Here is a 13,822-nt window from a genome sequence, read left to right on the forward strand (position 1 = left end):
GCATGGCACGCATGAAATTCATCTGCGATTCGGAACGCTGCATCGAATGCAACGGCTGCGTCACCGCCTGCAAGGCCGAGAACGATGTCCCCTGGGGCGTGAACCGCCGCCGCGTGGTGACGCTGGGCGACGGCCAGCCGGGCGAGAAGAGCATCTCGGTGGCCTGCATGCACTGCAGCGACGCACCTTGCATGGCGGTGTGCCCGGTCGACTGCTTCTACCGCACCGACGAGGGCGTGGTGCTGCACGACAAGGACGTGTGCATCGGCTGCGGCTACTGCAGCTATGCCTGCCCGTTCGGTGCGCCGCAGTTCCCGAGCAACGGCGCCTTCGGCCTGCGCGGCAAGATGGACAAGTGCACCTTCTGCGCCGGCGGCCCCGAGGAGCACGGCAGCGCGGCCGAGAACGAGAAGTACGGCCGCAACCGGCTGTCCGAAGGCAAGCTGCCGGCCTGCGCCGAGATGTGCTCGACCAAGGCCCTGCTGGGCGGCGACGGCGATGTGGTGGCCGACATCTTCCGCACCCGCGTGCTGCACCGTGGCAAGGGCAGCGAGGTCTGGGGCTGGGGCACCGCCTACGGAAAGCCAGGCAAGTGATGGCACGCGCACCCATCTCCTGCGCGGCGCTGGCCGCAGCCGCCTTGCTGCTGACCGCCTGCGGCGAGAAGCCGCAGCACGCGGGCACCAGCCATGGCAACAGCACGCCGGCATGGAACGGCCCGCAGACGGGCTTCACCGCGCCTGGCTGGAAGCCGGGCGACCAGGCCAGCTGGGACGAGCAGATCAAGCAGCGCAACCGCGGCCAGAACGAGTACACGCGGCTGCCCTGACCACCCATGCGGAGGCCCCGACCATGAAACTGGTGTTCTCTCGCTGGATCGCCATCGGCCTGCTGGGCGCCGCCGGCGCCTGGGCACAGGCCCCGGCTCCGGAGCCGGCCACCGCGCCGGCCCCGAATGGCCCGCCGGCCGGCTTCGTGGCGCCGGCCGAGCCGAAGCCCGACGACAGCAATGCGGCGCGCGCCAAGTCCCAGCCGGGCAACAACGCGCCCTTCTGGCGCGGGGTGCGCAACTCGGGCGAGGTCGAGGGCGTGACCAACATCCCCGGCATCGAGAAGGGCGTGCTGATCCAGCGCTTCGAGCGCTACCCCGGCGCCGACTACGCCACGGCCGGCGAGTCCTGGCGGCAGGTGCGCAACCGCCTGATCATTCCCTATGGCGGTTCGCTGATGCTGATCGCGCTGGTGGCCATCGCGCTGTTCTATTTCGGCCGCGGCACCATCGGGCACGCCCATGCGGAAGGTGGGCTGCGGCGCATCGAGCGCTTCACGCCCTTCGAGCGCTCGGCCCACTGGCTCAACGCCATCGCGTTCGTGTTGCTGGGCATCTCCGGCGTGGTCATGGCCTTCGGCAAGTTCCTGCTGCTGCCGTGGATGGGGCACACGGTCTTCGGCCTCGTCACGTATGGGCTCAAGACGCTGCACAACTTCGTCGGCCCGCTGTTCGCCGTGTCGCTGCTGGTCATCATCTTCACCTTCCTGAAGGACAACCTGCCGCGCGCGGAGGACTGGACCTGGGTCAAGAAGGCGGGCGGCATGTTCTCTGGCCACGAGGTGCCATCGCACCGCTTCAACGCTGGCGAGAAGGGCATCTTCTGGGGCGGCGTGTTCGTGCTGGGCCTGACCGTCGTGGCGTCCGGCCTGGTGCTGGACCAGTTGGTGCCCAGCCTGGCCTACACGCGCGGCACCATGCAGGTCGCCCACATGTTCCACGCCACCGGCGCGGTGCTGATGATGTGCGCCTTCTTCGGCCACATCTACCTGGGCACCATCGGCATGCGCGGCGCCTACAAGGCCATGCGCAACGGCTACGTCAGCGAAGACTGGGCCCAGGAACACCACGCGCTGTGGTACGAGGACATCCGGGCCGGCAAGATCCCCGCGCAGCGCTCGGGCACCTCGGCGCCGCAGGAGCCCATGCGCCAGGCCCGCGAGGCGTGAACGGCGCAGCCACAGCATCCGGAGATTCCCCATGAAAGCCCACACCGCCCTGCTGGCCCTTGCCCTCGTGGCCGGCAGCGCCGCTGCCAAGCTGCCTGCGCTGTCGGACGAGGCCAAGGCCAAGGCGGCCGAAGCCGCCGCCAAGACGGCCTGGTCCGACAAGGTGGCCGCCTACCAGCTGTGCCAGTCGATGGACCGCGTGGCCGCCGGCTACCTCCAACGTGTACGCGCCGAGGGCAAGGCGGTGCAGGCGACGCCGACGCCGCCCTGCAGCGACCCGGGCCAGTTCAACTACATCCCGCCCGAGCCCAAGCCCATCGAGGCCGCTGGCGCACATTCGCCGCCGCAGACGGCGGCCACGCCACACAACACCACGCAGCCTGCGGCGCCGGGATCCAAGCCCTGAACGCCGCGGATCTCCCGCCAGGCGCGGCCGGGTTCGAAGCCAGCCCGGACCACACCCCGCTCGCGGGCGCCCCACGCATGACGCATGCGGGTGCGCCGTTGCTGCGCAGCATCGAGATCGTGGACCAGCATGGCGTGCGCCGCGGCATCGAGATCCCCGCCGAGCGCCCGCTGACCGTGTTCGTCGACAAGCGCGAACTCGTGACCCTGATGACGCTGGGCGCGAAGCCCGAGCTGCTGGTGCTGGGCTACCTGCTCAACCAGCGCCTGGTCGGCCGCCTCGACGATGTGGCGTCCATCAGCGTCGATTGGGAGGTCGACGCCGCCGCCGTCCGCACGCGCGCGGGGCTGGCCGACCTGGAAGCCCGCACGGCGCACCGCATCGTCACCACCGGCTGCGGCCAGGGCACGGTGTTCGGCGAGGCCATGGGCGCGCTCGACGGCATGCAGTTGCCCGACGCACAGGCCGCCCGCATCACGCAGCGCCAGCTGTACGCGCTGATGGACAGCCTGAAGCAGCGCGACACGGTCCACCGCCGCGCCGGCTCGGTACATGGCTGCGCGCTCTTCGACGGCGCGCGCATGCTGGTGTTTGCCGAGGATGTCGGTCGGCACAACGCCATTGACACCATCGCGGGCTGGATGCTGGTGCACGGGGTCGGCGGTGCCGACAAGGTCTTCTTCACCACCGGCAGGCTCACCAGCGAGATGGTGATCAAGGCCGCGCAGATGGGCGTGCCCATCGTGGTCTCGCGCAACGGCGTCACCGCCATGGGCCACGACCTGGCCACGCGCCTGGGCATGTGCCTGTTCGGCCGCGCGGCCAACCGCCACTTCCTGTGCTACACGGGCTTCGAGCGCTTCGACGCCGAGCCACAGGCGGCGCCGCCCACGTCCGCCTGAGCGCAGCCGGGCACTGCGCGGCTGCGCCGACAATGCGGCCCCGCGATGCACACCATGACCGACAGCTGGGCGCTGGCCTGGCAACTTGTCGCCCAGGCCGATCCCGAACTCCTGGGCATCACGGCGCTCTCGCTCCGCGTCAGCGCCACGGCGACGGCCGTCGGTGCCGTGGCCGGCCTGCTGCTGGGAACGTGGCTCGCGGTGGCGCGCGTGCCCGGCCATGCGCTGCTGGTCTGGCTGGTCAACACGCTGCTGGCGCTGCCGGCCGTGGTGGTGGGCCTGCTGGTGTACCTGCTGCTGTCGCGCTCCGGCCCGCTTGGGGAGCTGGGCATCCTCTTCACGCCCACCGCCATGGTCGTGGCCCAGAGCGTGCTGGTCACGCCGCTGATCGCGGCCCTCTCGCGCCGGCTGGTCCTCGCCGCGCTGGCCGAAGGGGGCGAGCAGTTGCGCTCGCTGGGCGCGCGGCCGTTCACCGCCGCCCTGCTGATGCTGGTGCACGACCGCGTCGGCGTGGCCACCGTGCTGCTGACGGCGTTTGCCCGGGCCATCGCCGAGGTCGGCGCGGTGATGATCGTGGGCGGCAACATCGCCGGCGTCACGCGCGTGATGACCACCACCATTGCGCTGGAGACCAGCAAGGGCGACCTGGGCCTGGCATTGGCGCTGGGCTGCGTGCTGCTGGCCGTGGTGGGGGCCGTCAACGGCGCCATCGGCTTGCTGCAGTGGCTGGGCAGCCGCGCGGCACCGGGCATTGCACCAGCACCCACGCCAACCCCGCCACCGCCTGCGGTCGACGGGCCGGCAGCGCCCGCGGCACAGGCCACGCCCGTGCTCGTGGCCGAGCACATCTCCGTCCGGTACGGCCAGGTCGTGGCGCTGCGCGAGGCCTCGCTGACGCTGCGGCGCGGTGACTGCCTGGTGCTGGTCGGCGCCAACGCCTCGGGCAAGACCACGCTGCTGCAGGCGCTGCACGGCGTGCTGCCTTGCGCTGGCCGCTGCGAGCGCCTGGCGCTGCAGCCCGAGGGCCGCCTGCCGCGCGCCGCCATGGTGTTCCAGCGCCCGTTCCTCCTGCGCCTTTCGGTCTGGCGCAATGTGTGGATCGGCCTGTGGCTGGCCGGCGTGCCTGCGGCCGAGCGCCACGCACGCTGCCATGGTGCACTGGCGCGCGTCGGGCTGCTGGCCGAGGCCCACCGGCCGGCCCGCGCCTTGTCGGGCGGCCAGCAGCAGCGCCTGGGGCTGGCAAGGGCATGGAGCCTGCAGCCGGACATCCTGTTCCTGGACGAGCCCACCGCCAGCCTCGATCCGGGCGCGCAGCGCGAGATCGAGACACTGGTGCAGGCGCTTGCCGCGGGTGGCGTCACGCTCGTCATGAGCACCCACAACCTCGGCCAGGCCAGGCGGCTGGCCACGCGCGTGGCCTATCTGCAGGGCGGGCGGCTGGTGGTGGAGCGCCCTGTGGCGCAGTTCTTCGACGGCGAGCCTCTGCCGCCCGACGCGGCCCGGTTCCTGCTGGGCGAACTGGGCTGGCGCTGAGGCGTGCCGCCGCGGACCGGCCCCGCCCGGATGCGCGAGCGCCACGGGCTGCAAGAGGTAGACGACATGCCGGACAAGCACCGCGACGGGCCGCCCCTCGCAAGCATGGACAAGCGCTGGCTCGGTGCCGCTATGCGGCGGCGCCGCCGGACACCTTGCCACCGGCACGCATCGCCCAGTTGAACGCCGGCGTGGCCAGCAGCGTCGATGCGATGGCCATCAGCACCAGGATGGCGAACAGCCCCGGCAGGATGACGCCGGCCTGCAGGCCGATGTTGATGATGATCAACTCCATGAGGCCGCGCGCGTTCATGAGCGCCCCGATCGCCAGCGCATCGCGTGGCGGCTCTCCGGCCAGCCGTGCGGCCGCCCAGCAGGCCACGCCCTTGCCGCCGAACGATGCCGCCAGGATGGCCAGGGCGGCGACGCCGATCGCGGGATCGAACAGCACGTCCAGGCGCGTGTTGAGCCCCGAGTAGGTGAAGAACATCGGCAGCAGGAACACCACGACGAAGGGCTGCAGCTGCTCGCGCAGCTTGTGCACGAACACGCCGCGCGGCATGCAGGCGCCGAGCAGGAAGCCGCCGAACACGGCATGGATGCCGATGGCGTCCATGGCGAACGCGCTGAGCGCAAACAACACCAGCACGATGGCCAGCGAGGCGCTGCCCACCGGCATGCCGGCCTGCAGCCCGCTGCCGAGCCGGCGCAGCAGCCGCGAGCCCACGAACACCATGAACAGCGCGTAGGCGGCCCCGCCGCCGATGGCCAGCCAGGCGCCACCCCAGGAACCGCCGAAGCTGGCCAGCACCACGGCCAGGATGCACCAGGCCAGCGCATCGTCCACCGCGCCCGCCGTCAAGGCCAGCGTGCCGAGCGAAGTGCCGGTCAGGCCGCGCTCGTGGATGATGCGGGCCAGCATCGGGAAGGCCGTGATCGCAATGGCCGCACCGAGGAACAGGGAGGCCTCCAGCGGCTGCACGCGCGCGGCGAACAGGCCGGGAACGTCGTGCAACGCCGGCACCAGGGCGAAGGCCAGCAGGAAGGGCACCAGCACGCCGGCCAGCGACACCGAGGCCGCGCTGCGCAGCCGCCCGCGGAAATGCCCGGCCTGGAACTCCGTGCCCACGAGGAACATGTACAGCCCCACGCCAAGCTGTGCGCCCACGTAGAGCATGCCCAGCGTCTCCTTGGGAAACAGCGCCTGCTGTGCCTGTGGCCAGAGCCAGCCGAACAGCGAAGGCCCCAGCAGCACACCGGCGACCATCTCGCCGACCACCTGGGGCTGGCCCAAACGCCTTGCAAGGCCGCCTACCAGCTGGGCGCTGGCGATGATGACGGCGATCTGGAGGAAGAAGTAGACGGAGAGTTGGCTGGTCGGCACGCGAAATCCTTGGCTGGCCATGCGGGGCTCAGCCATTGTGCCGGGGGCTGCTGCCTTGGATGTTCTGCCGGACTGCGGGCAGCACTTGCTGTTCCGTGCCATTGATGTCGGAGACGCCCCGCGCTCGTGGGCCGCGCTGCTACCACCATCCACGGACCCGGCGAAGTCTGAGACAAGTAGTGCCTCGGCCATTTCGGGCAACTGCGTTGCGCATCGAAGTTTGAGGCTGCAGCGCGCGGCGGGAGTTGTTCAGCGCAGCGGATCCGATGTCCCGCTCGACCCTACTGGCCCTGCCATGCCCGCCATTGCGGAGACAAAGGCTGCCTGCGGGTTCGATGCTTGAGTGATGGAGCGGCCAATGACAACGTGTGTTGCCCCAGCCTGGCATGCAAACTCCGGTGTGGCTACGCGCTCCTGATCGTTAGAGCGGGCTCCTTCGAGCTGAATACCGGGCGTGATGATCAACATGCCAGGCGGCAGGAGGGTCTTGAGATAGCTGGCTTCATGGGCCGAAGCCACGACGCCATGACAGCCGCAATCCGCAGCGAGTTGCGCCAAGCGCTCCACCTGCAGGCGTACCGAAGGGGCGAGGCCGATCTCGGGAAGCTCGCTGTCGGTGAGGCTGGTGATGACAGTGAGCGCCAAAACCTTGAGGTTTGGATATTCAGCCGCTGCTGCAGTCGCTGCTCGCATGACCGCCGAGCCCCCGCTTGCGTGGACGGTGACCATGCCAACGCCGAGCTTCCCGGCGGCGCGCACCGCGCCGGCGACCGAAATGGGGATCTCGTGGAGCTTGAGGTCAAGAAACACGCTTTTCCCGCGCTCAACGAGTTCGCGAACAACAGCAGGCCCGGCTTCCGTGAGCAACTGAAGACCGACCTTGTATGAAGAGCACGCGGGCCCCAGCTTGTCGCTGAGCTCCATGGCCTCGGAACTACTGGAAAAATCCAGGGCAACGATTACAGGTGAGAACACGATGCAGTGGTGGTTGTGCCGGCCGCCGAGTCTGTCTCGGACTTTATTGCCATGACTCCGACTTTAATGCGTTGTCTCAGACATTAATGGCACGGAACACTTGTGTTCACGGCCAAGAATGTTCGAGACGACTTTAGGCGGGACAACCCAAGCAAGGGGACGCTGGAAGTTCGTCAAAGCATGAGACGAGCCCCGGCCGGATACAAGAACGAAGCCGGCGAGTGGAATAAAGTCCGGGACACCAAAGCCGGGAGTTGTTTAGCGCGCAGCCCATCCACCCGATGGGGCGACAGCCGGCCATCTAGGGGACATATTGGACCGTTTGATTTTGGAACGCCTGCTCGCGCCGGCACTGTTGACCGAGAGCATTTCACGGCGCATGCAACTGCAAGGCGTGTCCCTGCTGTCAGCGGCGCCTAGAGACATCGATGCGCCCGGCTATCTTTCCGACTTGGTTGGCGTGACGCTGACATGGGACCGCCAGACCTGTGCTCCGACCCATGCTGTGTTGAAGGCATCTCATCCCGGATTCGGCCAGCCGGAGCTGCCCTTCTACGAGAGCATCGCGGGACGCCTGAGTTGCCCTGTCGTTCCAGCGTTCTATGGCGGCGGCGTGGATGCGGCCACTGGTCGAACTTGGTTGCTGATGGAGGATCTTTCCAGCTCGCATCAGCGCCCCAGCGCTGCCCCCCTGCCACCAACGTTCGCGCGGAGCGCCGGCATCGTAGAAGCCTTGGCGCAGTTTCATGCGGCCGGCTGGAACGAGGCATGGCCTGACCTTGGCCCGACTCTATGGGCGCGGCTGCGGACGTCGGAATGGCTGGATGCGGCATGCGCCCGCTTGTTTTCGCAGGCCGGCGATGCCTTGAACGAAGGCACGCGAGATGCCTATGCACGATTCCTGAACGGCTTCCCGGCGCTCGTGGAGCGGGCCGATCGGCTCCAGGGCAAGACACTCATTCATGGGGATGCGCACGTCTGGAACTGGATGCTGCCAGTGGACGGTGGCACCGGCACGCCAAAACTCATCGACTGGGACGGTTGGCATGTGGGCGTCGGCGTCTGGGACCTCGCGTACATGATGGCCGTGCAATGGGACCGCGACGTGCGTCAGCGCTTCGAGGCGCCGTTGCTGGACCGCTACCACGCAGCGCTCTGCTCCTGCGGGGTAACAGGCTACCCGCGCGAGCAGCTTCATGACGACTACAGGCTCGCGGTGCTCCTGCACATGCGAACGCCAATCGCGCGATATGCCAGGAACATGTCGGCCTACGTCTGGTGGCCGCAGCTCACGCGCGTTCAGCAGGCTGTGGAAGACCTTCGCTGCTTCGATCTGTTGGGGTAAGTCGGCGAGTTGTCTCAGACTGTTTTGCGTTGTCTCGGACTTTAATGCGTTGTCTCAGACATTAATGGCAAAGAACAACTCGCCCGCCGTGACTGGAGCAAATAAAGTTCGTCGAGGTTGAGGAGCCCAAGTCCTTGATTTTTCTATGCGTCGCGTGCAGTGCAAAGTCCGTCGGAGAGGTGCTCCCACCGGCAGTCATCTTAAGCTCAGAAATATAGATCGTCGAAGTCGGGCCACGGCCCTCGCGAACGCTGCTCAAACCTTTGACGAAGCTGTGCTGGCAAGCTGGAGCGAACTGCTTTGCGCCCGTTGCGGCTGGCCGTGATTACGAATTGGCCACCTCAAAGCAGTCAGCGGACGGCGCGTTTGCAGCGTTGTTAGACATCAATTCCTACGCATTGAACGTTCGGCATTCCATTAAGACATCAATCAGAGTTCGCACCAGTAGGCGGGAATTTTGCCGACTCACAGCTGTTCAAGGGTCGATCAGGGGAGTATTGGAGTCAATCAGACTGCGACCCTTCGTTACCGGGCTGTCACGCGGGAGAGTGCCTGCTCTGCCCGCGACCGCTGATGGGTGGGTAGAACGCCAAGATCGAGGCAACGCATCAGGTGTTCACGGGCCCACTCAGTGCGCTGTCGGTCCCTGCGACGTGCCGACAAGGCGGCCTTGGCGCAGAGGTACATCGTCATGGCCTTGGTTATCGACGGTGCCGATGACGCAGAATGTACGAGCTCGAAAAGGTCATCCATTTGGCCGGTCCGGTAGAACAGCGTCCGCGCATGGACCGGCGAGCCGATCTCAGCCCACTTCGGTGTCTTTCGAAACGGTGGAAGGACGTCGACCTCGCACACGTTCGATCGCAGCACCCTGCGGCCCGTCACGCCGAACTCAGCCCATACCTGATGAACGCCAGCAGAATTGAAGGTATAGCCACCAGCCTGTCCGAACAGGGGCAGGTCTCGCACGAATGGATTGTTGGCGGAGACCTCGATAACTGACGCCTGAGAGCAGAACCGAAGCGGGGACCGATACAGGCGTACGCTGCCATCTGGATCACGAATTAGAACCCGAAAGCGTTTGTACCCGGGGTCGATCTCCGCCGGGATCGCTGCTGCGGCCGGCCCGGTAACACTCAACTTGATGTTGAGCATGACGGGTTCCATAGGCCGGAACTCGTTGCTGCTCGTGCTAACGGTTAGAGCCAATCTGCCGCCCGCGGCAGGCCGTTTGTCGTCCAAGTCCTGAAATCCGAAGTCCCGAAAAATCGACCCCCCTGGAGTCACGTTGGCATCGGTGGCGCACCGCTTCAGCCAGCTGATTTGGTTCTGACCGAAGAGATAAGCCCCGTTGTCATAGGTGACGTCGCTCTTGCTGCTCGCCATGAACGTCAATGGATAAGTCTGGTGGATCAGGTTGAACACATGTCCGACCTCATGCACGCAGGTGAATGCGACCTGCCTGTCGTACTCGTTGCCTGATCGGGCCGCAGCGATCGCCCCAAGGAAAACGACGCACCCTTGTCGCGGCACCTTGGTGAACATCTCGACCGCCGGGTCTTCCTTTGTGCGGAAGCCCAGATCGAACATGAGCCCGAAGATGCTCGGTTCTGGCTGGTAGGTGTGCGCAAACAGCAGGCCGATGTTCGCGACCGGAACCTGCGTGGTGCTGCCGAGCACCTGGGCCAGAGCCTGATGCAGCCGAAGCGGGCTTACGGACTGCGCTTGCGCGACGGGCTGCTGCACCGTGACAAGCCCCGAAGGCTGCAACTGGATGACATCGGCTGACCCTCGCCTGATGTGCCCCGCGACATAGCCACCCAGCGCGTCCAATCCTGAAAGCCCCGCGTTGACGGCCCCCAGTCGTAGACCGAAGGAGATCATTTGACTGTGAAACTTAGCTGCGCCGACTGGGTCTTGTCATACGCGACCACCAGCGTGTAGTCGCCGGCGGGCAGAGGGGGGGAGAACGTGGCTTTGTACTGCTTGTCCGCTCCGTTCGAATACACGACCTTGGACTTGTCATAGGTTTCGATTCCCCGGTTCAAGGTCAGCACAGCATCCTTGACGATGGCGATGGTCGAAGATGACGAGAAGTCGACGACCGTTGTTGCCCCAACCTTGGCGACATTCTTCGAAGTGAGGGTGACTGCCGCAGCGCCAGTAGGAGCAGCCTGGTTGGCTCGCGCACCAGCAGTCTCAAAGAGGCCTTGAGTACCGACCTGCACCAGCGAAACGGAGTTCGCGGTCTGGACGAGTTTGAACAACGCTGGTCCCATGGCCATCTTGATGCCTGACTTAGAACCCCCGTCGTCTTTTGCGCCGCTGCTGCTGGCCAACACGTCCTGCAATCGCGTCTTCATCAGGTCGAGGGTTGCGTCCGCTTTCAGCTTGGCGAGCAGGGCAGCCTGCTTCACCTTCGCCTCCGCATCTTTGCCGGCACCGAACTCGTAGAACGCGTGCTCGGTATTGGCACTCGTTTGCGCGAGCTCAGCGTCAGCCACGGCCTTCTGTGCAGCCGCCAGTTTGGTGTTGAAGGCCGTCTCGTCAGCCGCGGCCTTAGTCTTCGCCGCTGTATCGGCGGCCTTCTGTGCGGTCGACTCGGCAGTCGTCTCTGCGGCCTTCACATCCCCGACGACGCCAGCGAGCTTGCCGGCCACCTCATTCGCCGTGCCGTCAAAGCCCGCAGATGTCAAAAAGCCATTCTCAATCTCGATCGTCATCTTGTAGGTCGCGAAGATCGACTTGGGCGACACCACGTACTCGTTGTTTCGATCAGGAAGGTAGATCCATTCGTATGTCGCGGTTCCGTCGGACTTCGGCTTGACCAGCAGATACGGCTCTGTCATGGTGTATCGAAAGCCCTGCTGCTGCGACGCCGGCACCTGGTCAGGCTTCGTGAGGTCAACCGGGTACTTGAACTTCTCCACATCGACCCAGGTCGCACACCCCTGGATGACCACCACCGCTACGGCGCAGGCGACATGCCGCGAGATCGTTGAGAGCAGTTTCATTTCTGTTCTCCTGCGCCGGGGACCGCGAGGACAGTTGCAGGGGCCGTGTTGGCTTGGTCCATCGCTGGGCCTCCTAGCAAGCTCAACTTGCCCCCTTCGATGACGATCTTGTAGATATAGGGAACCGGCACTCGGCCAGGAGCCGCCGATGCAGAACCGTCTGCGGCGGCCGCCACGAGGGCTTTGCCAAGGGCAGTCAGAGATGCACTGATGACTTCCGTCTCGTTGGCCTTGATCGTGGCTTTGGTGAGCATCCCGTTGCTGAAGTCAAGCTTCGACTCGTTGCTAGCCAGAACGGCAAAAGGCCGCGCGGACATTTTTTGCGTTGTGTCTGGCAGCCACTTGATCTCAGCAGAGAGAGCGCCCTGCCCATCTGATCGAACAAAGAGGAATGGGGCCTGATGCCAGTATCGGAAACCTCGCGCTTTGCGATCAGCGTCGTCCGACGTCCCCAGCGACTGCACTGAAATACCAGCGCACCCGGTGCATAGGAAGGCCGCGGCCACGACCATTGCTATGTTTCGCATGAAGCCATTCTCCCAAGTTGTTGTATTCATTGACTCGCTGTCAGACAGCTGTCGAGTGTTGCCAAACCCGAGTCGTCTGACCAACGATTGGCGACAGTGGACAAGGTAGCCAGCCGCCACACATCCTCACATTTGAGGAGGCCCATAAGTGATGGGCACGAAGCAACTGAATGCAAAAACTTGCAATCGACTGCACCCCTGTGGTAAAATCTAGACTGGTACACGGTGATTACCGTTTCCGCCCTACAGCCGGGGTTTTCGGCGGTGGCGTCAAGCCAAGCAGCGTATCTTGGTGACGTACTTGGCTCTCACTACGCGGGAGAATGACTATGAATAGTTCCAGTCGCTCGAGTTTGGGTTCAGACCTGCAGCGTATGTGCTCTTAAGCCCCTACATTTCTTAAGGCTCGCATTAACCAGAGGCGCTCCATGGAGCGCCTTTTTGCTGCAGAGAAGGCATGATGAGTGCAAAACCTCCGCGTCCACCACCCCGTTCGAAGCTTCCGCAGCAAGACACGGCTTCACCAGCAGCGCCATCTGATGCTACTGCGGCGCGGCCCCCCACCACAAAAGCTCGTTCTACAAAGGCGAAGGCTGCAAAGTTTTTCAGCTTGACCACCATCAGCGGCCTGGCCATCGTGGGGTGCAACGAGGTCATCAAATGGGCTGTTCCCGAGTACGGCCCGTCAGTAGTGGAGCGAGTAGGAAGGATGTTCGGCGATGCTGACTTCGGCCCCGACCTTCAGGGAAAGTGGAGCGTTCGCTACATAAGCCCAAAGTTCGAAGGCCGTGATCCGGACAAGCCTTCGGATCAAGTCCCGAATGAGCAGCGGGCGCAGACTTGGACCTTTAAGAACAAGGCTGATGCTTTCCAGGTCACCTTCGTGGAAGTTGTTGACTCAAAGGACGAACCCGTGGACTGGCAGTCGACGGGCTTTCTGAAAGACGGAACTATCGTCGGTAGTTTTCGAGGTCGAAATATCAACAAGGGTTTGTATCGACTGCAGCATGATGATGCGAAAGACTACTATGCAGGCTACTTGTTGATGTGTGACTGCGGCGCAAAAAATAAGCCCGTGATGTTGTGTCCGATGATCCTTTTCAAGCCGGGTGGAGCCGCACGGGGAAAGGAGATTGAGCGCGACCCTTTCCTCAGCGATGACAAGACCTGCGTTGTCCCAAAAGTTCTCAATTGAAAGACCGCACCTTGGGCTCCGCGAAACTGATCGTACCGCGAGGCGAGGCCACGATGTGCCGATGACGGTGTAATAGTAAAGTCGCATCCGACAAATTTCTACGGCCTCGCTACTCGTGCCTCTTGCAATTGTTGGCGTAGCTCGGCGTCATGCGCTCCTGCCGCTTGCGCCATGCCTGGCGCTCATCTACCTGGATGCTGATCGCGTCGTGTCCTTGCCACACCGTCAGTAGATCGCATCCATGGCCCGTATCAGCCGCAGCGGCCGGCATCTGGCAGTCACCTCGCGCTGTTCTCGGCCCTGCCGGCGTCAGGTCCAGCACAGCATGACACTTGCCTTGATCAGGTCGTGACCGACCATCTTCGAGCATCTGCTGCAGACCCGCCACGGCGGCGCGTACCAGTTGACACGCATGCGCGGCTCAATTGCATCTGTAGTCCGTTCGTAATAGTCCGCCCAGTGCCATCCTTGGCGACGGCGATGAACGTCAGGCAGTCACGTCGACGACGTGCTGGAGCAGCGCGAAGGAGATGCGCCATGCCC

The 13,822-nt window shown here is 64.8% G+C and carries 13 protein-coding genes; 8 read left to right on the top strand and 5 right to left on the bottom strand.

Features of this window, described 5'->3' with window-relative positions; translation table 11 throughout:
• The first annotated feature begins 2 nt into the window (after window positions 1-2).
• From fdh3B to ASF44_RS33260, 6 genes are all read left to right on the top strand, one after another.
• Complete coding sequence (fdh3B, locus tag ASF44_RS11130; protein ID WP_056899282.1) at window positions 3-596, top strand: formate dehydrogenase FDH3 subunit beta; 594 nt, start codon at window positions 3-5, stop codon at window positions 594-596.
• The gene (locus ASF44_RS11135; protein ID WP_056899283.1) at window positions 596-829 is read left to right on the top strand and encodes a hypothetical protein; all 234 of its coding nucleotides are present in this window, start codon (window positions 596-598) and stop codon (window positions 827-829) included. The genes fdh3B and ASF44_RS11135 overlap by 1 nt, the downstream gene beginning before the upstream one ends.
• 23 nt (window positions 830-852) lie before the next feature.
• Window positions 853-1,998, top strand: a complete 1,146-nt coding sequence (locus ASF44_RS11140) for a formate dehydrogenase subunit gamma (RefSeq protein WP_056899284.1) — start codon at window positions 853-855, stop codon at window positions 1,996-1,998.
• 31 nt (window positions 1,999-2,029) lie between these two features.
• The gene (locus tag ASF44_RS11145) at window positions 2,030-2,404 is read left to right on the top strand and encodes a hypothetical protein (protein ID WP_056899285.1); all 375 of its coding nucleotides are present in this window, start codon (window positions 2,030-2,032) and stop codon (window positions 2,402-2,404) included.
• 77 nt (window positions 2,405-2,481) lie between these two features.
• A complete protein-coding gene (locus ASF44_RS11150; RefSeq protein ID WP_056899286.1) occupies window positions 2,482-3,306 on the top strand; it encodes a formate dehydrogenase accessory sulfurtransferase FdhD in 825 nt (274 codons plus the stop codon).
• A 54-nt stretch (window positions 3,307-3,360) separates the two neighbouring features.
• Window positions 3,361-4,839, top strand: a complete 1,479-nt coding sequence (locus ASF44_RS33260) for an ABC transporter permease (protein ID WP_369820916.1) — start codon at window positions 3,361-3,363, stop codon at window positions 4,837-4,839.
• A gap of 130 nt (window positions 4,840-4,969) precedes the next feature.
• On the opposite strand, the gene ASF44_RS11160 is transcribed toward ASF44_RS33260, so the two are convergent.
• The gene (locus ASF44_RS11160) at window positions 4,970-6,223 is read right to left on the bottom strand and encodes a cation:proton antiporter (RefSeq protein ID WP_056899311.1); all 1,254 of its coding nucleotides are present in this window, start codon (window positions 6,221-6,223) and stop codon (window positions 4,970-4,972) included.
• 249 nt (window positions 6,224-6,472) lie between these two features.
• A complete protein-coding gene (pyrF, locus tag ASF44_RS30940; RefSeq protein WP_082524684.1) occupies window positions 6,473-7,198 on the bottom strand; it encodes an orotidine-5'-phosphate decarboxylase in 726 nt (241 codons plus the stop codon).
• Between the two features lie 328 nt (window positions 7,199-7,526).
• Here pyrF and ASF44_RS30945 point away from each other — a divergent pair, with 328 nt between their 5' ends.
• Entirely contained in the window at window positions 7,527-8,543 is a 1,017-nt protein-coding gene (locus tag ASF44_RS30945) for an aminoglycoside phosphotransferase family protein (RefSeq protein WP_156374450.1), read from the top strand.
• A 525-nt stretch (window positions 8,544-9,068) separates the two neighbouring features.
• Here the strand turns inward: ASF44_RS30945 and ASF44_RS11175 are convergent.
• Genes ASF44_RS11175 through ASF44_RS31695 form a run of 3 tightly spaced genes read right to left on the bottom strand, consistent with a single transcriptional unit; the run spans window position 9,069 to window position 12,084 of the window.
• Window positions 9,069-10,427 carry a hypothetical protein gene (locus ASF44_RS11175; protein WP_056899290.1) on the bottom strand — a complete coding sequence of 453 codons (1,359 nt, stop codon included), beginning with the start codon at window positions 10,425-10,427 and terminating at the stop codon, window positions 9,069-9,071.
• Entirely contained in the window at window positions 10,424-11,557 is a 1,134-nt protein-coding gene (locus tag ASF44_RS11180) for a hypothetical protein (RefSeq protein WP_056899291.1), read from the bottom strand. Before ASF44_RS11180 ends, ASF44_RS11175 begins: the two co-directional genes overlap by 4 nt.
• Window positions 11,554-12,084 (bottom strand): hypothetical protein, encoded by a 531-nt coding sequence (locus ASF44_RS31695; RefSeq protein WP_156374451.1) that lies wholly within the window; start codon window positions 12,082-12,084, stop codon window positions 11,554-11,556. Before ASF44_RS31695 ends, ASF44_RS11180 begins: the two co-directional genes overlap by 4 nt.
• A gap of 610 nt (window positions 12,085-12,694) precedes the next feature.
• Here ASF44_RS31695 and ASF44_RS31700 point away from each other — a divergent pair.
• Window positions 12,695-13,279 carry a hypothetical protein gene (locus ASF44_RS31700; protein ID WP_156374452.1) on the top strand — a complete coding sequence of 195 codons (585 nt, stop codon included), beginning with the start codon at window positions 12,695-12,697 and terminating at the stop codon, window positions 13,277-13,279.
• Window positions 13,280-13,822: the final 543 nt, after the last annotated feature.

The sequence above is a fragment of the Pseudorhodoferax sp. Leaf274 genome, assembly GCF_001422445.1.
GTDB lineage: Bacteria > Pseudomonadota > Gammaproteobacteria > Burkholderiales > Burkholderiaceae_C > Pseudorhodoferax.